The sequence below is a fragment of the Ideonella sp. genome, assembly GCF_041287625.1.
Taxonomy (GTDB): Bacteria; Pseudomonadota; Gammaproteobacteria; order Burkholderiales; family Burkholderiaceae_C; genus Ideonella.
Genome location: NZ_JBGGNH010000027.1, coordinates 1 through 20,772, shown reverse-complemented (window position 1 = coordinate 20,772; position 20,772 = coordinate 1). Strand labels below are relative to the sequence as shown.

Annotated in this window: 19 protein-coding genes; 17 read left to right on the top strand and 2 right to left on the bottom strand. The window is 67.0% G+C overall.

Annotated elements, in window-relative coordinates:
- Window positions 1-12: 12 nt before the first annotated feature.
- From mrdA to ACAH41_RS10075, 3 genes are all read left to right on the top strand, one after another.
- Window positions 13-2,154 carry a penicillin-binding protein 2 gene (mrdA, locus tag ACAH41_RS10085; protein ID WP_325656038.1) on the top strand — a complete coding sequence of 714 codons (2,142 nt, stop codon included), beginning with the start codon at window positions 13-15 and terminating at the stop codon, window positions 2,152-2,154.
- Window positions 2,151-3,305 carry a rod shape-determining protein RodA gene (gene rodA / locus ACAH41_RS10080; RefSeq protein WP_370538278.1) on the top strand — a complete coding sequence of 385 codons (1,155 nt, stop codon included), beginning with the start codon at window positions 2,151-2,153 and terminating at the stop codon, window positions 3,303-3,305. Before mrdA ends, rodA begins: the two co-directional genes overlap by 4 nt.
- A gap of 95 nt (window positions 3,306-3,400) precedes the next feature.
- The gene (locus tag ACAH41_RS10075; RefSeq protein WP_325650161.1) at window positions 3,401-4,219 is read left to right on the top strand and encodes a transporter; all 819 of its coding nucleotides are present in this window, start codon (window positions 3,401-3,403) and stop codon (window positions 4,217-4,219) included.
- 4 nt (window positions 4,220-4,223) lie between these two features.
- Here the strand turns inward: ACAH41_RS10075 and ACAH41_RS10070 are convergent, their stop codons facing one another.
- Both ACAH41_RS10070 and ACAH41_RS10065 read right to left on the bottom strand, forming a co-directional pair.
- Window positions 4,224-5,735, bottom strand: a complete 1,512-nt coding sequence (locus ACAH41_RS10070) for a sensor histidine kinase N-terminal domain-containing protein (RefSeq protein ID WP_325650160.1) — start codon at window positions 5,733-5,735, stop codon at window positions 4,224-4,226.
- Window positions 5,736-5,746: 11 nt separating this feature from the next.
- Window positions 5,747-6,418: a response regulator transcription factor gene (locus tag ACAH41_RS10065; RefSeq protein WP_325650159.1), complete on the bottom strand. Its 672-nt coding sequence runs from the start codon at window positions 6,416-6,418 to the stop codon at window positions 5,747-5,749.
- A gap of 166 nt (window positions 6,419-6,584) precedes the next feature.
- Here ACAH41_RS10065 and recA point away from each other — a divergent pair, with 166 nt between their 5' ends.
- The 14 genes from recA (at window position 6,585) to ACAH41_RS09995 (ending at window position 20,146) form a co-directional block, all read left to right on the top strand.
- Complete coding sequence (recA, locus tag ACAH41_RS10060; protein ID WP_370538277.1) at window positions 6,585-7,637, top strand: recombinase RecA; 1,053 nt, start codon at window positions 6,585-6,587, stop codon at window positions 7,635-7,637.
- Window positions 7,638-7,735: 98 nt separating this feature from the next.
- Window positions 7,736-8,320, top strand: coding sequence for a regulatory protein RecX (locus ACAH41_RS10055; protein WP_325650158.1), 585 nt, complete (start codon window positions 7,736-7,738; stop codon window positions 8,318-8,320).
- 207 nt (window positions 8,321-8,527) lie between these two features.
- Window positions 8,528-9,130, top strand: a complete 603-nt coding sequence (locus ACAH41_RS10050; protein ID WP_325650156.1) for a DUF2889 domain-containing protein — start codon at window positions 8,528-8,530, stop codon at window positions 9,128-9,130.
- A gap of 53 nt (window positions 9,131-9,183) precedes the next feature.
- Window positions 9,184-10,344 (top strand): ADP-forming succinate--CoA ligase subunit beta, encoded by a 1,161-nt coding sequence (gene sucC / locus ACAH41_RS10045; RefSeq protein ID WP_370538276.1) that lies wholly within the window; start codon window positions 9,184-9,186, stop codon window positions 10,342-10,344.
- Between the two features lie 105 nt (window positions 10,345-10,449).
- Window positions 10,450-11,343: a succinate--CoA ligase subunit alpha gene (gene sucD, locus ACAH41_RS10040; RefSeq protein WP_141288196.1), complete on the top strand. Its 894-nt coding sequence runs from the start codon at window positions 10,450-10,452 to the stop codon at window positions 11,341-11,343.
- Window positions 11,344-11,542: 199 nt separating this feature from the next.
- Entirely contained in the window at window positions 11,543-12,244 is a 702-nt protein-coding gene (locus tag ACAH41_RS10035) for a TerC family protein (RefSeq protein ID WP_325653106.1), read from the top strand.
- A 319-nt stretch (window positions 12,245-12,563) separates the two neighbouring features.
- Entirely contained in the window at window positions 12,564-13,262 is a 699-nt protein-coding gene (locus ACAH41_RS10030; protein WP_325653108.1) for a TerC family protein, read from the top strand.
- 122 nt (window positions 13,263-13,384) lie between these two features.
- The gene (locus tag ACAH41_RS10025) at window positions 13,385-14,377 is read left to right on the top strand and encodes a serine/threonine-protein kinase (protein WP_325653109.1); all 993 of its coding nucleotides are present in this window, start codon (window positions 13,385-13,387) and stop codon (window positions 14,375-14,377) included.
- Window positions 14,378-14,425: 48 nt separating this feature from the next.
- Window positions 14,426-15,229: a Stp1/IreP family PP2C-type Ser/Thr phosphatase gene (locus tag ACAH41_RS10020; RefSeq protein WP_325653111.1), complete on the top strand. Its 804-nt coding sequence runs from the start codon at window positions 14,426-14,428 to the stop codon at window positions 15,227-15,229.
- 51 nt (window positions 15,230-15,280) lie between these two features.
- On the top strand, window positions 15,281-15,910 hold the full coding sequence (locus ACAH41_RS10015) for an FHA domain-containing protein (RefSeq protein WP_141288200.1): 630 nt from the start codon (window positions 15,281-15,283) through the stop codon (window positions 15,908-15,910).
- A gap of 44 nt (window positions 15,911-15,954) precedes the next feature.
- Window positions 15,955-18,159, top strand: a complete 2,205-nt coding sequence (locus ACAH41_RS10010; protein ID WP_325653114.1) for an adenylate/guanylate cyclase domain-containing protein — start codon at window positions 15,955-15,957, stop codon at window positions 18,157-18,159.
- Window positions 18,156-18,938, top strand: a complete 783-nt coding sequence (locus tag ACAH41_RS10005; RefSeq protein ID WP_325653115.1) for a 3',5'-cyclic-nucleotide phosphodiesterase — start codon at window positions 18,156-18,158, stop codon at window positions 18,936-18,938. Before ACAH41_RS10010 ends, ACAH41_RS10005 begins: the two co-directional genes overlap by 4 nt.
- 239 nt (window positions 18,939-19,177) lie before the next feature.
- On the top strand, window positions 19,178-19,630 hold the full coding sequence (locus tag ACAH41_RS10000; protein WP_325653116.1) for a pilin: 453 nt from the start codon (window positions 19,178-19,180) through the stop codon (window positions 19,628-19,630).
- A gap of 72 nt (window positions 19,631-19,702) precedes the next feature.
- Complete coding sequence (locus ACAH41_RS09995; RefSeq protein WP_325653117.1) at window positions 19,703-20,146, top strand: pilin; 444 nt, start codon at window positions 19,703-19,705, stop codon at window positions 20,144-20,146.
- Window positions 20,147-20,772: the final 626 nt, after the last annotated feature.

The following is a 20,772-nucleotide window of genomic DNA, read 5'->3' as shown; positions in this document are numbered from 1 at the left end:
AGGGTTGCTGGCATGACGGAGTTGCGTAACGTTGAGCGGGAGCTGGACAGGTTCCGGCTGCGCTCGGTCGCGGCGGCGTTTTTCGTGCTGATCGCCTTCGGCCTGCTGAGCTCGCGGCTGATCTACCTGCAGGTCTACCGGCACGACGAGCTGTCCACCCGCGCCGAGGCCAACCGCATCGCGGTGCTGCCGGTGGTGCCCAACCGCGGCCGCATCCTGGACCGCAACGGCGTGGTGCTGGCGTCGAACTACACCGCCTACACGCTGGAGATCACGCCGTCCAAGGTCGAGAACCTCGAAGAGACGATCAACGCCCTGGCGCAGGTGGTCGAGATCCAGCCGCGCGACCGGCGCCGCTTCAAGCGGCAGATGGAAGAAAGCAAGAGCTTCGAGTCGCTGCCCATCCGCACCAAGCTGACCGATGTCGAAGTGGCGCGTTTCCTGGCCCAGCGCTTCCGCTTTGCCGGCGTGGACATCAAGGCCCGGCTGTTCCGCAACTATCCGCTCGGTGAAACCGGGTCCCACATGCTGGGCTACATCGGGCGCATCAACCAAGCCGAGAAAAAGGCCATGGAGGACTGGGACGAGGACGTGCAGGCCAACTACCGCGGCACCGAGTACATCGGCAAGCTGGGGCTGGAGCAGAACTACGAGAGCGAGCTGCACGGCGCCACCGGCTATGAGGAAGTGGAGACCTCGGCCGGTGGCCGCGCGGTGCGCCGCCTCAACAGCCGCCCGCCCACGCCTGGCAACGAACTGCATTTGTCGATCGACATCAAGCTGCAGGCGATGGTCGAGGAGCTGTTCGGCGAGCGGCGTGGCGCGCTGGTGGCCATCGACCCGCGCAACGGCGAGGTGCTGGCCTTTGTCTCCAAGCCGACCTTCGACCCCAACCTGTTCGTCGACGGCATCGATGCCGACTCCTGGCGCGACCTGAACGAGAACCCCGACAAGCCCTTGCTGAACCGGGCCATGCGCGGCACCTATCCGCCGGGCTCCACCTTCAAACCCTACATGGCGATGGCTGCGCTGAACACCGGCAAGCGCTCGCCCAGCTTGGTGATCCAGGACAACCTGAGCTATAGCTTCGGAGGCCGCACCTTCGGCAGCGCGGAGGGCGACCGCGCCGGTCCCAAGGACATGCGCCTGGCCATCGTCACCTCCAGCAATGTCTACTTCTACAGCCTGGCCAACGAGATGGGCGTGGACCTCATCCACGATCAACTGGAACCCTTCGGCTTCGGCCGCAAGACCGACATCGACCTGCAAGGCGAGGTGACTGGCGTACTGCCCTCGCAGGACTGGAAGCGCCGCTACTTTGCGAAGAGTCCGGCGAACCAGAAGTGGTTCCCTGGCGAAACCATCTCGCTGGGCATCGGCCAGGGCTACAACAGCTTCACCATGTTGCAGCTGGCCACCGCCGTCTCGACGCTTTCTACGGGCGGCCAGCGCTACAAGCCGCGGTTGGTGCGCGAGATCGAGGACGTGGTCAGGCATGATCAGCGCCACATCGCTAGCGACGCGCTGAGCGCGCTGCCGCTGCGGCCGGCCGATGTCGACGTGATCCGCAACGCAATGAACGGCGTGACGCTCGAAGGCACCTCGCGTGCGGTCTTCGCCGGTGCCGGCTACCAGAGCGGCGGCAAGACCGGCACGGCCCAGGCGATCGGCTTGCGGGCGGGACAGACCTACAAGGACATCAAGGCCGACGAGCGCAAGCGCGACCACTCGCTCTACATCGCCTTCGCGCCGCTCGAAGCACCCCGCGTCGCACTGGCCCTGATCGTCGAGAACGCCGGCTTCGGTTCGACCTCGGCTGCGCCGATCGCGCGCCGTGTGTTCGACTATGTGCTGAGGAACGAGTACCCCAGCGAGGAAGACATTGCGCTGGTGCGCCAGGGCAAGGCCACCGCGCCGGTGGGCAAGCCGCGCAATCCGGCCGACATTCCGCTGCCCACCGGCACCGGCGCCAGCGTGACGATGGGCTTGGTGCCGGCGCCGGAGCTGGCCGCCAGCGAAGCCGCGCTCGCGGCCAGTGCAGCATCGGCTCAGGCCTCCGGCCCGGCGCCGGTGCCCGCCCCGCCCAAACCGGCCAGCGCGGCGCTACCGGTGCTGGCGCCCGCCCCCAGGCCAAGTTCGGGAGTGCAACCATGAGCGTGGTGCTGGAGAGGCCGCCGCTGTGGCGCCGCGTGCTGCCGGTCTTCTCCGGCTTCGACCTGCCGCTGCTGCTGGGCCTGGTGGTGCTGGGCGGCATCGGGCTGGTCACCATGTACTCGGCCGGCTACGACCACGGCACCCGCTTTGTCGACCACGGCCGCAACATGCTGCTGGCGCTGTTCATCCTGTTTGCCGTGGCCCAGGTGCCGCCGCAAAAGCTGATGCGCGTGGCCGTGCCGCTGTACACCGTGGGCGTGGCCTTGCTGGTGGCCACCGCACTGTTCGGCGTCACCAAGAAAGGCGCTACGCGCTGGCTCAACGTGGGCATCGTGATCCAGCCCAGCGAGCTGCTGAAGCTGGCGATGCCGCTGATGCTGGCCTGGTGGTTCCAGAAGCGCGAGGGCCAGCTGCGCACACTGGACTTCATCGTCGCCGGGCTGCTGCTGCTGGTGCCGGTCGGCCTGGTGGTCAAGCAGCCTGACCTGGGCACCGCGATCCTGATCCTGTCCGGCGGCCTGTATGTGATCTATTTCGCCGGCCTGTCCTGGAAGCTGATCCTGCCGGTGCTGCTGGCCGGTGCCATCGCCGTCGCGGCGCTGGTGATGTCGGGCGACCGCATCTGCCAGGACGACGTGAAGTGGCCGGCGATGCGGGACTACCAGAAGCACCGCGTCTGCACGCTGCTGGACCCGACCACCGACCCGCTGGGCAAGGGCTTCCACATCATCCAGGGCATGATCGCCATCGGCTCCGGCGGCCCCACCGGCAAGGGCTTCATGAAGGGCACGCAGACCCACCTGGAGTTCATCCCCGAGCGCACCACCGACTTCGTGTTCGCCGCCTATGCCGAGGAGTTCGGCCTGATGGGCACGCTCGGCCTGATCGCCTGCTTCACCTTCGTGCTGGCGCGCGGCCTGGTGATCGCCGCGCAGGCGCCCACCGCTTTCACCCGGCTGCTGGGGGGGGCGCTGACAATGAGCTTCTTCACCTACGCGATGGTCAACATGGGCATGGTCAGCGGCATCCTGCCTGTCGTGGGCATTCCGCTGCCCTTCATCAGCTATGGCGGCACCGCGATGGTCACGCTGGGCCTGGCAATGGGCATGCTGATGTCCATCGCCCGCAGCCGCCGGCTGATGCAGAGCTGACGCCTGGCAACCGGGGCTCACCGGGTTTCGCTTCAGTTCCGCCGCGGGCGGGCCGAAATGCCTGGCGTGCGAGGCGCTCCTCGCAAAGGAAATCCATGGCCGCTGCCTTGCCCCCGTTTCGTTCCACCCAGCTTGCCGCGCTGACGCTGCTGGCCGCCTGCGCGCTGACGCCGGCCTTCGCGGCCGACGAGATCGTCACCGACCGGCCGGACTTCGTCGAATCCAGCGACGTCGTCGGCCGCGGCCGGTTCCAGATCGAGACCGGCTTCAGCAGCGAGCGCCAGGACGGCAACGGCCTGAAGACGCGCACCCGCAGCACACCGACGCTGCTGCGCCTGGGTGTCAGCGACGCGCTGGAACTGCGTGTCGAGACCGATGGTGCGACGCGCAGCCGCACGCAGGACACGGCGACCGACACGACCACCACCAGCCACGGCTTTGCCGACACCTCGCTGGGCCTGAAGTGGCGCATGCAGGAAGGCAACGAAGAATCCGGCGCGCCCGGCATGGCCTGGCTGCTGCACGCCGACTTGGCCTCTGGCAGCCGCGACTTCCGCGGCCAAGGCGTACGCCCTTCGCTGCGCTTTGTCGCCGAATGGGACTTGCCACACGACTTCTCGGTCGGCGTGATGCCGGGTGTCGTGGCCGACAAGACCGGCGACGGCAAGCGTTTTGCCGCCGGCATCTTCGCCGTCACGCTGGGCAAGGGCTGGGGACCGGCCTGGCACAGCTTTGTCGAAGTCGCCGGCCAGCAACTGGCCGCCCAGCGCAACGGCGGCAAGGTTGTCAGCTTCGACTTCGGCGCCAGCTACCTGGTCACCGATTCGCTGCAGCTCGACCTCGCCGGCTCGCGCGGCCTGACCCGCGAAACCGCCGATTTCCAATGGGGCGCGGGCGTCTCCATCCGCTTCTGACCTGCTACGCCACCGGCTCTGCCGGCGCGATCGGGAAGCGGCAGGTGATCAAGGTGCCCAGGCCCTCGTGCTGCGGCGTTTCGCGGGCGTGTTCGATGCTCACCGTGGCACCGTGCTTGTCGGCGATTTCCTTGACGATGGCCAGGCCCAGGCCGCTGCCATCCACGTTGGTGCCCAGGCCGCGGTAGAACGGCTGGAAGACCAGCTCACGCTCGGCCGGCGCAATGCCCGGGCCGTTGTCCTCGACCTGCAGCACCATGACCTGGCCAAACGGGTCGGCAAACACCCGCACCGTGACCGTGCCGCCCTCGGGCGTGTATTGCAGCGCGTTGTCGACCAGGTTGCGCACCAGCTCGCGCACCAGCAGCGGCTGGCCCAGCAGCCGCGCCACCCGCTCGCTGGCCTCCGGCCCTTCGTAGCCCAGGTCAATGCGCTTTTCCATCGCCCGCGGCACGAAGTCCTGCACCGTGTCGATGGCCAGCCGGACCAGGCTGAATGCCTGGCGCCTCTGGGCCTGTTCGTGATCCTCGGCACGCGCCATCGCCAGCAGCTGGTTGACCATGTGGGCCGCGCGCTGGCTGGACAGCGAGATCTGCTGCAGCGAGCGGCGCACCGAACGCACGTCGCCGCCCGCATCGATCTCGCGCTGGGCCAGTTCGGCCTGGGTGCGCAGCCCCGCCAGCGGCGTCTTCAGCTGGTGTGCGGCATCGGCCAGGAAGTGCTTCTGCGCGCCCATGCTCTGGTCCAGCCGGGCCAGCAGGTCGTTGATCGAACGCACCAGCGGCGCCACTTCCTCGGGCGCGTCATGCTCCTCGATCGGGCTCAGGTCGTGGCTCTCGCGCTGGCGGATGCGCTGCTGCAACTGGTTCAGCGGCGCGATGCCACGCGCCAGCGCAAACCAGACCAGCAGCACCGCCAGCGGCAGGATCACGAACTGCGGCAGGATCACGCCCTTGATGATCTCGGTGGCCAGGCGAGAACGCTTGTCCAGCGTCTCGCCCACCTGCACCAGCGCGACCGGCCACGTCGGCGAGGCGCTGCCATCCACCTGCAACGGCCGCAGGCTGACGACGCGAACCTGCTCGCCGCGCACCTCGGCGTCGCGCCACACCAGCTCGCCCGGGGCGCTGCGCTCGCCGTCGACCGGCGGCAGGTCGCGGTCGCCGGTGATCAGCCGTCCCTGGGCATCCAGCACCTGGAAATACACCCGGTCGACCTCGTCGCTGCGCAGCAGCACCGCAGCCGACTCCGGCAAGCGCACCGGCAGCCCCGGGCGCGCTGCGAGTTCGATCGCCATCTGCCGCGAGACCATGTGCGCCAGCTGGCCCAGGTCCCTGTCGTAAGGACCGGCCGCAATGTTCTGCGCCACCAGCCAGGTCAGCGCCACGCTCATCGGCCACAGCAGCAGCAGCGGCGCCAGCATCCAGTCGAGGATTTCGCCGAACAGCGAGCGCTGCTCGCGCGGCGTGCTGCTGTCGGCCGAATGCGCGGGGCGAGCGGAAGGCAGCAGCCGCATCGAACCGCGAATCAGGCGGCGATCTTTTCGAGGCAATAGCCCAGACCGCGCACGGTGGCGATGCGGATCTGACCCTGCTCGATCTTCTTGCGCAGCCGGTGGATGTAGACCTCGATCGCGTTGTTGCTGACCTCTTCGCCCCATTCGCACAGCCGGGCCACCAACTGGTCCTTGCTGACCAGCCGGCCGGCGCGCTGCAGCAGCACTTCCAGCAGGCTGATCTCGCGCGCCGAGAGGTCGATCATCTGGTCGTTGATGTAGGCCACGCGGCCGGTGGCGTCAAAGGTCAGCGGGCCATGCTTGATGACGCTGGAAGCCGTGCCCAGGCCGCGGCGGGTCAGCGCCCGCACCCGCGCTTCGAGTTCCTGCAGCGAAAAAGGCTTGGCCATGAAGTCGTCGGCGCCCAGGTCCAGGCCCTTGACACGCTGCTCGACCGAGTCGGCCGCGGTGAGGATCAGCACCGGCGTCGCGGTGCCGCGGGCGCGCAGCTTGCGCAGCACTTCCAGGCCATGCAGCTTGGGCAGGCCCAGGTCCAGGATCACCAGGTCGAATTCATGGGCCGCCAGGGCCGCGTCGGCTTCGCTGCCGTTGCCGACCTGGTCCACCGCATAACCGGCGCCGCGCAGCGAACGCAGCAAGCCGTCGGCCAACACTTGGTCGTCCTCGGCGATCAGGATGCGCATTGACTTGTCTCCTCGCAGCCTGCTGGCCGACTGGGCTGGATTCTAGGTGGCGGGCCGGACCGGGCCATCCGGGCGGCTTGAAGCAAACTCGCAAATTGCCGCGGCAAAGCACTGTACGAATATCCAGCTTCTGCCATAATCGCAGCCATCACCAGGAGAGACTTGCATGAATGCCCCCGCCCCCGCCAATACGCTGAACCCCGAAAAGTCCAAGGCCCTGCAAGCGGCCCTCTCGCAAATCGAGAAGCAGTTTGGCAAGGGCTCAATCATGCGCCTGGGCGATGGCGAAAAGATCGAGGACATCCAGGTCGTTTCCACCGGCTCGCTGGGCCTGGACGTGGCGCTGGGCGTCGGCGGCCTGCCGCGCGGCCGGGTGGTCGAAATCTACGGCCCGGAGTCCTCGGGCAAGACCACGCTCACGCTGCAGGTCGTGGCCGAAATGCAGAAGCTCGGTGGCGTGGCCGCCTTCATTGACGCCGAGCACGCGCTGGACATCCATTACGCGCAAAAGCTGGGCGTAAACCTGCAGGAACTGCTGATCAGCCAGCCGGACACCGGCGAGCAAGCGCTGGAAATCGTCGATTCGCTGTGCCGCTCCGGCGCGGTCGACCTGATCATCGTCGACTCGGTCGCCGCACTCACGCCCAAGGCCGAACTCGAAGGCGAAATGGGTGACTCGCTGCCCGGCCTGCAGGCCCGGCTGATGAGCCAGGCACTGCGCAAGCTGACCGCCACGATCAAGAAGTCCAACTGCATGGTCATCTTCATCAACCAGATCCGCATGAAGATCGGCGTGATGTTCGGCAGCCCGGAAACCACCACCGGTGGCAATGCGCTGAAGTTCTATGCCTCGGTGCGGCTGGACATCCGCCGCATTGGCTCGATCAAGAAGGGCGAAGAGGTCATTGGCAACGAGACCCGCGTCAAGGTCGTCAAGAACAAGGTCGCCCCGCCGTTCAAGGAAGCCGAGTTCGACATTCTTTACGGCGAAGGCACCAGCCGCGAAGGCGAGATCATCGACCTCGGCGTGCAGGCCAAGATCGTCGACAAGTCCGGCGCCTGGTATTCGTACAACGGCGAAAAGATCGGCCAGGGCAAGGACAACTCGCGCGAATTCCTGCGCGAGAACGCAGACTTGGCGCGCGAGATCGAAAACAAGGTGCGCGCCGCGCTGGGTGTGCCGCTGCTGAACGCAGCGGCCGGCACTGCGGCAGCATGAAGCGGGGCCAGCAGCCGGCCTGAGCCGCTGCTGGCACTTGGTGGTGGCGCCAACCATCGCCCAAGCGTCATCTCCTGACGCCTCCTGCCCGTCCCGCCGTGAAAACCGCACCTCCCAGCCTGAAGGCCCAAGCGCTGGCGCTGCTGGCCCGGCGCGAACACAGCCGCGCCGAGCTGCGCACCAAGCTGTTGGCCCATGGCCGCAAGCGCCTGGCTTGGCTGGCCGAAGACCAGCGCCGCGCCGCCAAGCTGGATTTCGCCACTGCGTTTGGCCTGGACACGGCCACGTCCAGCTCAGCAACCGAGCCGGACGATGGCCAAGCCGAACTGGCGCGGGAAACCCTGGCCACCGAGGTCGACGAAGTGCTGGACTGGCTGGAAGCGCAGCGCTACCAGAGCGACGCACGCTTCATCGAGAGCCGCGTCAATGCGCGCGCCGGCCGCATGGGCCAGTTGCGCATCAAGCTGGAACTGGCCCAGCACGGCCTGACACTGGACGCCGAGACCGCGCAACAGCTGCGTCAGACCGAACTGCTGCGCGCCCGCGAACTCTGGCGCCGGCGCTTCGGCGAAGCCCCCGCACCCGATACCGCAACGCGGGCCAAACAGATGCGTTTTCTCGCCGCGCGCGGCTTTTCCGGTGAGGTGGTTCGGCGGGTCGTCGGAGGCAGGGAAGACGACTGACGATCCCCTGCGACCGTCACCTCGCATTGCGCACTCGTGGCCCCCAGGTAACGCCAGCAAGCAGGTACAACAAGGTTACATCGCGCGCCTGGCCGGCGGGCCTTCCAAAACAAAGTCATCAGGTGACTTGAGGGGCCTGAACATGCTGCATCGCAACAAGGGTGTTAAAATCAATGGCTGTCTGGCCCGCCCGGGGCAGCCTCTTCCATGCCTTTGCCCGCTGCATCCCCCACCCGCCAGCTGAAGCACCGCCGTGCAATCAGCGTCAACGTGTTCTCGCGTGACGACGGGTTGTGGGAAGTCGATGCCCGGATCACCGACGTCAAGACCCGTGCGATCAACACCGCCACCGGTCCGCGAGCGGCCGGTGAACCCATCCATGACCTGCTGTTGCGACTCGTGGTCGACACCCAGTTCAACATCTTGGAAGCCGGCGCCGAATCCCTTGCTACCCCTTATCCTGGTCATTGCGACCAGCATGGCGACGCCTACGGCCGGCTGGCCGGGCTGAACCTGATGCAGGGCTTCAAGCGCGCGCTGCGCGAGCGCCTGGGCGGTGTGCGCGGCTGCACCCACCTGACCGAGCTTGGCGACGTGCTGCCTACCGCCGTCGTGCAGAGTTTTGCCGGCGAAGTGCTGGACACCCATGGCCAGGGCGATGAACCCCCTTTCCAGCTTGACCGCTGCCACGCCCTCGTCACCGACGGCGAGGTGGTGCGATTGCACTATCCGCGCTGGTTCCGTCAGGCTACCGCCGACGAAACTGCCGCAAAATTGCGCGCCGGTCCCGCTGGCAGCATTTCCCGCTGAGCCGGCGCAGCCGCTGCTCCTTCCCGTTTTCGCACTCAAGCAAAGACCCTCCCATGAAGATTCACGAGTACCAAGGCAAGGAAATCCTGCGCCAGTTCGGTGTGCCGGTGCCCAAGGGCATCCCGGCCTTCAACGTGCAAGAAGCGGTGGAAGCCGCCCAGAAGCTGGGCGGGCCGGTGTGGGTGGTGAAGGCCCAGATCCACGCGGGTGGCCGCGGCAAGGGCGGCGGCGTGAAGCTCGCGCGCACGATGGACGACGTCAAGGCGATCTCCGAGCAGATCCTCGGCATGCAGCTGGTCACGCACCAGACCGGCCCGGAAGGCCAGAAGGTGCGCCGCCTCTACATCGAGGAAGGCGCCGACATCAAGAATGAGCTCTACGTCTCGCTGGTCACCGACCGCGGCACGCAGAAGGTCGCTTTCATCGCTTCGAGCGAAGGCGGCATGGACATCGAGGAAGTCGCGCACTCGACCCCCGAGAAGATCGTCACCGAGATGATCGACCCGCTGGTGGGCCTGACGGCCGAGCAGAGCAAGAAGATCGCCGCGGCCATCGGCCTGACCGGCGCTTCGGTGGACCAGGCCGTGGACCTGTTCGCCAAGCTCTACAAGTGCTACATGGACACCGACGCATCGCTGGTGGAAATCAACCCGCTGAATTGCGACTCCAAGGGCAACCTGGTGGCACTGGACGCCAAGTTCAACTTCGACGCCAACGCGCTGTTCCGCCATCCGGAAATCGTCGCCTACCGCGACCTGGATGAAGAAGATCCGGCCGAAGTCGAAGCCTCGAAGTTCGACCTGGCCTACATCAGCCTGGACGGCAACATCGGCTGCCTGGTGAACGGCGCCGGCCTGGCCATGGCCACCATGGACACCATCAAGCTGTTCGGCGGCGAGCCGGCCAACTTCCTGGACGTGGGTGGCGGCGCCACCGCCGAGAAGGTCACCGAAGCCTTCAAGATCATGCTGAAGAACCCGGAAGTCAAAGGCATCCTGGTCAACATCTTCGGCGGCATCATGAAGTGCGACACCATCGCCACGGGCGTGATCACGGCCTGCAAGGCGGTGAACCTGTCGGTGCCGCTGGTGGTGCGCATGAAGGGCACCAACGAAGACCTGGGCAAGAAGATGCTGGCCGAAAGCGGCCTGCCCATCATCGCGGCCGACACGATGGCCGAAGCGGCCACCAAGATCGTCGCCGCCGTCGCCTGACCCACCCATCCACACCATCGCACCACGCCCGAGCGCCGGGCCGCCCCAAGCCGGGCGTGATCCCCTCGGGGGATCGGGTGCGGTACACCGCATACGAGGGGCACCATGTCCATTTACATCAACAAAGACACCAAGGTCATCACGCAGGGCATCACCGGCAAGACTGGCCAGTTCCACACCCTCGGTTGCCAGGCCTACGCGAACGGCAAGAACGCCTTCGTCGCCGGCGTGAACCCGAAGAAGGCTGGTGAGAAGTTCTCCGACATTCCCATCTACGGCAGCGTCAAGGAAGCCGCCGGCCAGACCGGCGCGACCGTGTCGGTGATCTACGTGCCGCCGGCGGGCGCGGCGGCCGCGATCTGGGAAGCCGTCGAGGCCGACCTGGACCTGGCGATCTGCATCACCGAAGGCATTCCCGTGAAGGACATGCTGGAAGTGCGCAACAAGATGAAGGCCAAGGAAGCTGCCGGCGGCAAGAAGACGCTGCTGCTGGGCCCGAATTGCCCTGGCCTGATCACGCCGGAAGAAATCAAGATCGGCATCATGCCCGGCCACATCCACCGCAAGGGCCGCATCGGCGTGGTCTCGCGCTCGGGCACGCTGACGTACGAAGCCGTGGCGCAGCTGACCGAAATCGGCCTGGGCCAGTCCAGCGCCGTCGGCATCGGTGGCGACCCGATCAACGGCCTGAAGCACATCGACGTGATGCAGGCCTTCAATGACGACCCGGACACCGACGCCGTCATCATGATCGGCGAAATCGGCGGCCCGGACGAGGCCGAAGCGGCCCGCTGGTGCAAGCTGAACATGAAGAAGCCCATCGTCGGCTTCATCGCTGGCGTGACGGCGCCTCCCGGCAAGCGCATGGGCCATGCCGGCGCGCTGATCTCCGGCGGCGCCGACACGGCCGATGCCAAGCTGGCGATCATGGAAGAGTGCGGCTTCACCATCACCCGCAACCCGTCCGAAATGGCCAAGCTGCTGAAGGCCATGCTGTAAGGCGGCGCCTGCAGCCTTGGGGGTGTCCGTAGAACCACGGACAGCCGCCCGACAGGCTTGCCTAGAATCCAGGGATCGGTCGCAAGGTCGATGCCCTGCGCAAGGGCCTGGTGCACACGCATCAGGCCTTTTTCATTCGGCCGTCAGTCGGCCGGGGCAACCGCAACCCACAACATCATTCTTCGGGAGATCCCACGCCATGGACATCACTTCGGCCGCCTTCTGGGCCGCCCTCGGCTCCATCATCCTTGCGAACGTGCTGCTTTCGGGCGACAACGCGGTGGTGATCGCCATGGCCGCCCGCGCCCTGCCGGCCAACCAGCAGAAAAAGGCCATCTTCTACGGCAGCGCTGCGGCCATCGTGATGCGCATCGTGCTGACCCTGCTGGCGGTCAAGCTGCTGGCCATGCCCTACCTGAAGCTGGTAGGCGGCGTGGCGCTGGTCTACATCGGCACTTCGCTGCTGCTGGAGAACGATGACGAGGACGACGCGCACGGCACCGGCCACACCAGCCTGATGACGGCCATCCGCACCATCCTCGTGGCCGACCTGGTCATGAGCCTGGACAACGTGCTGGCCGTGGCCGCCGCCGCGCATAACAACACGCTGCTGCTGATCCTGGGCTTGGGCATCAGCATCCCGCTGATCATCTTCGGCTCGACGATGCTGCTGAAGGTCATGGACCGCTTCCCCATCATCATCACGCTGGGCGCCGCGCTGCTGGGCTACCTGGCCGGTGAAATGGCCTTGACCGACCCCGGGGTGGTCGCACTGATCGGCCCGCAACCGGAAATCGTGCCCGAGATCGCCGGCGCCATTGGTGCCGTCTTCGTCGTCGCGCTGGGCCACTTCCTGAAGCGCCGCGCCCATCGCGCAGCGCAGGCTGGGAAGGCCAGCTGACGCTCAGCTGAAGGGCCCGGCAAAGCGGGCCTTCAGCCTCGGAAACCCCGCCATTGCGCGGGGTTTTCTTTTGGTGTCCCGCATAATGGACGCCTGAAGGGGAGTAGCTCCCATCGGCAGGTCGTCAATACGGGGTCGCAAGCCCCCGGTCTGCCGGACGCGCTGGCTGCAACAGCCGCGCGTCGAGCAAGACCTTCGACACGCCCGCGCGACACGCGTCGGGAGTTCGAAGGCATCCCCGCCGGGTTGATCCGGCTTGTCTTAGGCTCCCGCCCGTTCACAGGGTGTGTCGCACCCACCGACAACCTGGAGCACTCACATGGAATTCCTGTCCGCCCAATGGTTCTCAGCGCTGCTGGCCATTGTCCTGATCGACCTTGTCCTCGCCGGCGACAACGCGATCGTCATCGCCCTGGCCGCCCGCGGCCTGCCCAAGCACCTGCAGGGCAAGGCCATCCTGTGGGGCACCGTCGGGGCCATCGTCGTGCGCTCGCTGATGACGGTGGTCGTGGTCTGGCTGCTGAAGATCCCCGGCCTGATGCTGGCCGGTGGCCTGGGCCTGGTCTGGATCGCCTACCAGCTGCTGGCGTCCAACGACGAGGGCGGCCACGAGGGCGGCGGTGCCACCACCTTCTGGGGTGCGATGAAAACCATCGTCGTGGCTGATGCACTGATGGGCATCGACAACGTGCTCGGCGTGGCCGGCGCGGCGCATGGTGCCTTCGACCTGGTCATCATCGGCCTGCTGATCAGCGTGCCCATCGTGGTCTGGGGCAGCAGCCTGGTGCTGAAGCTGGTGGACCGTTTCCCGGCCATCACCTACATCGGCGCCGGCGTGCTGGCCTTCACCGCCGCCAAGATGGTGATCGACGAGCCGCTGCTGGACTCGGTGTTCGACGCCTCGCTGCCCACGCGCGTGCTGACCTATGCGCTGGTGGTCGTCGGCGTGCTGGCTGCGGGCTGGTGGCGCAAGCGCCGCGCCAACACAGAAGCAGCCCAGCCCGGCGCGGCTCACTGAGCGCTGCCCCCATCCACCCGTGGCGGCATGTCACCCCGCGGGTGGGCGGCTCCCAGGGCCTGATGGGGCTGCCACTGTGCTAAGGTCAGCCAGCCTCATTTCACCCAAGGGAAACGCCAACGATGGCCACCGCCCAACCGGGCTTCTGGCAGCAGCTGCTCCGCCGCAGGCAAGGCGCCAGGCCGCAAGCCTGGCCCGCCAGCCAGTTGCCGCCCAGCGACCCGGCCACATCTGCGGCATTGCCGGCAGCGCCGGCGCTGGGCAAGCTGGCCGGCTACACGCTGCAGCGGGTGCTGGTGCAGGGCCCACAAGGTGCGCTCTACCTGGCAGGCGCGCCGCGCACCGGCGAGCCTGTCGCGCTGAAGACGGTGCGGCTGCAAGGCAGCGAACACACCCGCGAGCGCTTTCTGCAAGAAGCCGAGACAGCCGCCCGCCTGCGGCATCCGCACATCGTGCAGACCTTTGCCTCGGGCGTCGTCAGCCAGTCGCACGAAGCGCATGGCTGGATCGCGATGGAATGGGTGCCAGGCGGCGACCTGATCCGCTACACCACACCCGGCCAGCTGCTGCCGGCAGGCCTGGTGCTGCAGATCGGCGCGGCCGTGGCCGAGGCGCTGGCGCACGCGCACCTGCAAGGCGTGGTGCACCGCGACCTGAAGCCGGCCAACGTGATGTTCAACCCGGCCAACGGCATGCTGAAGCTGGGCGACTTCGGCTGTGCCCGGCTGAGCGACGCGGAACGCAGCCGCAGCGGGCTGATCGTCGGCACGCCCGGCTACATGGCGCCCGAGCAGCTCAGCGGCCTGCCACTGGACGGGCGCTGCGACCTTTACGCGCTGGGCGTGCTGCTGTTCGAGCTGCTGACCGGCCGGCTGCCATTTGCCCATGCCTCGATGGGCCAGTTGCTGGTGGCGATTGCCACCGAACCCGCCCCGCGGCTGGACAGCCTGCGCCCCCAGTTGCCGCCGCTGCTGGCCGACGTGATCGAGCGGCTGCTGTCCAAGCACGCCAGCCAGCGCCATGTGGACGGCGCGCAACTCGCGCGTGAACTTCGTCTCTTGGTGCCAAGCTGCACGGTGCTGCCCGAAAACCGCGCCAAAGCCCATGACGCCTGAGCGCACAATGCCTGCCCGGCATCACTTCACATTTCAGGATTCCTGCCTGTGCCCCTGAGCCTCGACTACAGCAGCGCGCTCGACACCGGCCGCGCCCGCCACAACAACGAAGACGCCGTCATGGTCGACCCCGGCCTGTCGCTGTGCCTGCTGGCCGACGGCATGGGCGGCTACAACGCTGGCGAGGTCGCCAGCGAGATGGCGGTGCGCACCATGCGTGATCACCTGGTCGAATGGGCCGCCCGGCAACCGGACCAATCCACCCCGCCGTCCAGCCCCGCCGTGCAGGCCGCGCTGGCCGCTGCCGCGCAACATGCCAATCACGCCGTCTTCACCGCAGCGCAAACCGTGCCGGAGTACAACGGCATGGGCACCACGCTGGTCAGCGCCTTGTTCGGCAGCCACCAGGTGTGGATTGGCCACCTCGGTGACTCGCGTGCCTACCGTTGGCGCGCCAGCCGCCTGGACCAGCTCAGCCGCGACCACTCGCTGCTGCAGGAACAGATCGACGCCGGCTTGCTGACGGCCGAGGAAGCCCAGTTCGCCGCACACCGCAACCTGGTGACGCGCGCGGTCGGCGTGGAGCCCGAAGTGATGCTGGAAGTGCACGAACACGCCTTGTTACCAGGAGATGTCATCTTGCTGTGTTCGGACGGGCTGTCCGATATGCTGCCGGATTCCGGCATCGCGCAAGTGCTGCGCCAGCACGACGGCGACCTGGACAGTACCGCCCGCGCTTTGGTGGATGCCGCCAACGCGGCGGGCGGAAGGGATAACATCTCCGTGATTCTGGCCAGGACAAAAGGAAGCCAGAACGCGTCAGCCCGGGCCTGGTGGCCTTTCCGGCGCTGACCCGACAGGGGTGTAGAGGAGCCGTCCGCACGCGGACAACTGAGGGATTTCATGGGCAAGCTGGTCGTATCACTCGACAACGTGGTTCTCAAGGAAGTGCAGATCCAGAAGGAGCGCACCACCCTGGGCCGGCGTCCGTACAACGACATCGTGATCGACAACCTCGCCGTCAGCGGCGAGCACGCCGTGCTGCTGGCCGTCGGTGAAGACGTCTTCCTGGAAGACCTCAACAGCACCAATGGCACGTACATCAACGGCAAGGCGGTCAAAAAGCAGTTGCTCTCGCACAACGATTCGATCGAGATCGGCAAATACCGCTTGAAGTACCTGACCGACGAAGTGCCGGATTACGAAAAGACCATGATCCTGCGGCCAGGCACCTTCACGCCGCACCTGCCGCCCATGCCCGCCGTGCAGACCCTGCCGGCCTCGGTCAAGGTGCTCAACGGCGGCGCCGCCGGCCGTGAGGTGTTGCTGTCGAAGGCGGTCACCACCGTCGGCAAGCCCGGCACCCAGGTCGCCTCGATCGCCAAGCGGCCCACCGGTTACGTGCTGGCCCACGTCGAAGGCGACGCCCGCCCCAGCATCAACGGCGCCCCGCTGGGCGACGGCGTGATGGCGCTGAAGAACGGCGACATCATCGAGCTGGCCGGCACGCAGATGCAGTTCATCCAGGGCTGAGCGCCCTGAACACCGGCGCCTGAACAAGCGTCCGCGAGCAACTGATGCGCCTGCGCGGCCTCGCCTGGTGGGCCGGCGGCGTGCTGGCGCTGCTGGGCGCCTGGCATGCCGCCGTCCGGCCGCTGCCCCCGCTGGCCAGGCTGGAAGCCGCGGCGGAGGACTGGCGCCAGGACCTGCTCGCGCCCGCCCATGCCGCCGGCCCGCATCCTGACATCCTCATCGTCGACATCGACGAAGCCAGCCTGCAGGCCGTCGGCCACTGGCCCTGGCCGCGCAAGCGCATTGCCGCGCTGAGCCGCGAATTGCTGCAGCGCCAGCAGGTGGCCGCGCTGGCCTTCGACTTCGTCTTCCCCGAAGCGGCCGAGGGTGACGACATGCTGGCCGCCGCCTGGCGCGGCCAACCCGTGGTCGCCGGCTTCTACCTGCAAGCCACTGGCGCCAACTACCGCGCCGGCCAGTTGCCCGCCGCACTGGCAAGCACGAACAAGGTGCCGCAAGGCTGGCCGCTGTGGACCGGCTACGCCGCCAGCCTGCCGGCACTGGCCCAGGCCGCGCCGCACGCCGGTTTCTTCAACGTCTTGCCAGACACCGACGGCCTGGTGCGCAGCGTGCCGGCCGCAGCCGTCGTGCAAGGTCAACTCCAGCCTTCGCTGGCGCTGGCCACGCTGCAACTGGTGACCGGCAGTCCGGCAACGGCGGCCGGCGTTTCGGCCGAGTGGCTGCCCGCCACAAATGCCCTGCCTCAGGCGACCGTGGCCGCGCTGCGGGTCTCACCGCCAGGTCAGGCCGCGCGCCGCTTGCCGGTCGATGAACATGGCAACTGGCGTGTACCGTTCCGCGGCCCGGCTGGCGTGCAAGCTGGCAGCTTTCGTTACCTCAGCGCCGCCGCCGTGCTGGCCGGTGAACTGCCCGCCGCCAGCCTGGCCGGCCGCATCGTGCTGCTCGGCAGCTCGGCCCCCGGGCTGGCAGACCTGCGCCCCACGCCGGCCGGCCACGCGACGCCTGGCGTGGAAGTGCACGCCCACTTGCTGGCCGGCCTGATCGACGGTTCCCTGCCCTACCGCCCCGCCTGGGCGCCCGGCTACGAAGCCTGCCTGATCGCCCTCAGCCTGCTGCTCTGCGGCTTGGCGGCCCGGCTCAAGGCTGCACCGCTGGCGTTGGCCAGCGTGGCCGCCGTGATGGCCTTGCAGCTCGCGGCCAACGCCGCGCTGTATGCCGGCGCGGCACTTGTGCTGCCGGTCGCCAGCGCGCTGCTGCTGGGCGCGATGCTGGCCGCGCTGCTGGTCGGCCAGAACTACCTGGGCGAATGGCGCAACCGCCGCTCGCTGCTGCAGCTGTTCGACCAGTACCTGCCGCCCGAACGCGCCCGCGCGCTGGCGCTTGAGCTGGCGCGTGACCCGGCGCAGCAGCAAACGCTGCAAGCCGAGAACCGCGAGCTGACGCTGCTGTTCTGCGACCTGCAAGGCTTCACCGCGCTGTCCGAACAATTGCCACCGCTGGCCCTGCGCGATCTGCTGAACAATTACTTCTCCGCCGTCACCCAGGTCGTGCATGCCCACGGTGGCACGCTGGACAAGTTCATTGGCGACGCGGTGATGGCCTTCTGGGGCGCGCCGCAAGCCCAGCCCGACCACGCGCAACATGCCGTAGCTGCGGCCTGGGACCTGCGCCAGGCCGCAGAACCGCTGAACCAGCGGCTGCGCGACCAGGGTTTGCCAGCCATCCGCTTTGGCATCGGCCTGGCCACCGGCGTGGTCTGCGTGGGCGACCTGGGCTCGGCGCTGCGGCGCAGCTACACGGCAGTCGGCGACGCCGTGAACCTCGCCGCCCGCCTCGAAGCGCTGACGCGTGAGCTCGGCGCGCCGCTGCTGGTGGCCGACAGCACGCAGGCCGCTTGCGGCCCCGCCCCTGCAGGCTCGGCGTGGCTTGAGGTCGATCAAACCCAGGTCCGGGGCCGCCAGCAAAGCGTGACGGTTTTCACACTCGCTGGCACCGCCAGTCCGCCCACGCCCGCGCAAGCGCTTCAACTGCAAACTTGGGCGCTTGCGCAAGCCGCCGTCCGCACCCACCATGCTGCCCAAGCTCTGGCCCTGCTGGCCGACCTCACTGCCTTGCGCGCTGCCGACACCTCCTCACCCCTCGCTCCCTCCGCCGCCATGGCGCTGAACACCGTGCTGGCCGCGCTCTGCCCGCCACTCGAACACCGGCTGCAATCCGAGGCGCAAGAGCCGCCGACGCTGCTGCCATGAGCATTCGTGTTCTGGGCTGCTCTGGCTCCATCGCCCAAGGCTGCCGCACCACCGCCTTCCTGCTGGACGACGACGTGCTGGTCGACGCCGGCACTGGCGTCGGCGACCTGACGCTGGACGAACTCACCCGCGTCGACCACATCCTGCTCAGCCACTCGCACCTGGACCATGTGCTGGGCGTGCCGTTGCTGGCCGACAGCGTGATGCGCCGCCGCGCCGGCCGTCCGCCCATCCAGCTGCATGCGCTGCCGGAAACCTTGGCCGTGCTGCGCCAGCATGTCTTCAACAATCTGATCTGGCCGGACTTCACGCGCCTGCCCAGCGCCGAAAACCCGGTGCTCGCGCTGCAGCCGCTGCAGGTCGGCCAGGTCCTGACGCTGGGCGCCAAAGCGCGCCAAATTGAAGTCCTGCCGGCCCGCCACAGCGTGCCCGCCGTCGGCTACGCCGTGGCCACCCAGCCCGGCGCGTCGCTGTGGGTCTACACCGGCGACACCGGCCCCAACCCCGCGCTGTGGGAAACCCTGAGCGGTCGCCCCCTGAGCCACCTGGTGATCGAGATCGCCTTTCCCGAACGGGACCGCGCCATCGCCGCCGACGCGCTGCACCACTGCCCATCCACGCTCGCCGCCGAGCTGCGCCATGTGCCAGACGGCCTGCAGATCATGCTCACCCACATCAAGCCCGGCGAAACCGAAGCCGTACTCGCCGACCTCGCCAGCCGCCTGCCCGGCATGTGCCTGCAGACCCTGCAAGCCGGCCAGACCATCGCGCTCGCCTGATCTGGGCTGGCCTGATCTGACGCGACCAGCCACGGCACCCTGACACTTTTGGTCACCCGCGCCGCCCGCCAAAGCGGAACTAGTGCCGCCAGGTGACCCGAATCGTCAGAAAAGACGGCTGAAAACAGGCCAAACAAGCTGGCACGCCGCTCGCATAAGACTGAGTGCAAAACACCTCCGGCAGCCTTCCCGCCGGTCACATCCGTCAGTCAGTTTCCAGACCTCTCAGGAGTCAACCCATGAAGCGCGTTCAACAAGGTTTTACCCTCATCGAATTGATGATCGTCGTGGCGATCATCGGCATCCTGGCCGCCGTTGCGCTGCCGGCTTATCAGGACTACATCGCTCGCTCGCAGATGTCCGAGGCCTTCACCTCGGTGGAAGGTGCCAAGACCGCCATCGCTGAATACGGCCAAACCAATGGCGCATATCCGGGCGCCACCACGAACCCGACCAACACGAGCTTGGCCGTCGCTGGCAAGTACAGCGATGCAACAGTTGAAGCTGACACCGGCGCGATCACCGTCACCATGAAGGGCGCTGGCGACGTCAACGCTCGCATTGCTGGTGCGACGGTCACGTTCACCCCGCCCGCTTTGACCACCGACATGACCGTCCTGACCTTCACCTGCACGTCGAGCCTGACCGGCGGCGACCTGAAGTACCTGCCGAAGTCCTGCCAAGGCACCTGATCGCACCCAGCGAATCTCGCAGAGGGTGACGGGCTTCGGTTCGTCACCCTTTTCTTTTTCTGGAGCCAGTCCATGAAAACGTTTCAGCAAGGCTTCACGCTGATCGAATTGATGATCGTGGTGGCGATCATCGGCATCCTGGCCTCGCTGGCCTTGCCGGCCTACCAGGACTACGTCGCCCGCTCGCAAATGTCCGAGGCCTTCACTTCGGTGGAAGGCATCAAGGTGATGGTCATGGAATACGGCCAAACTAATGGCACTTACCCCAGCGCGACCACTAAGCCGACTTCAGACAGCTTGGCGCTGGTCGGCAAGTACGGCAGCGCAGTAGTGACCGAAGCCACCGGTGTGATCACCGTCACGATGAAGGATGCGGGAGAGGTCAATGCCAGAATCGCCGGGGAGACACTGACCTTCACGCCGCCAGAACTGACGGACATCGGGACCACGCTGACCTTCAAGTGCACATCGACGGTGGACCCGAAATACCTGCCCAAGAGTTGTAACGGTAGTTGATCACTGATCAGGGGTTCGATAGTGACCCCTTTTTCTTGCGTTGCCCGAACTTGAGTTCGGGCGTGGAACTCAGAACCGACCGTTCGACCAGAACCTGGGCGTGATCTTGTAGGACGGAAAGCGATTCCCGACGGATTCAAGCAGCGCATCCAAATGCGTGAGATCACTCCAGCAACGCGCGGCAGCCCAAAAGCTCAGCGCAGCTACGAGCACGGCCAACGGAAGCCAAGAGATCTGAACTGGCCACCGTGCAGCCGGCGCGGCAGTCACCCTGCTGCGGTTGCGAGATGCACGCCACCAAGCCACGGACCAGCCCGCAAGCACCGCCAGCCAGACCTGGGAAACCGGCATGACAGCGTTGCCTGAGAACTGAGCATCTATCAGGCTGGCAAGCCCGCCCGTGAACAGGCAGACCCCCATGTCCTGGCTGCCCAAAGCCCAATCCGGTCCCCGGGACCGCTCGCGATCCACCTTGGTTGCCAAGCCTAGTACAACATCCCTGAAGTATCTTTCATATAAATGGGAATGGCGATAAGCTGCAGGGCATGAGCCGTGGACGCCATGCACAGACGATCAAGCTATCGCGTGAAGAGCGCAAGTCGCTTGAGCTGTTGACCCGCCGAGGA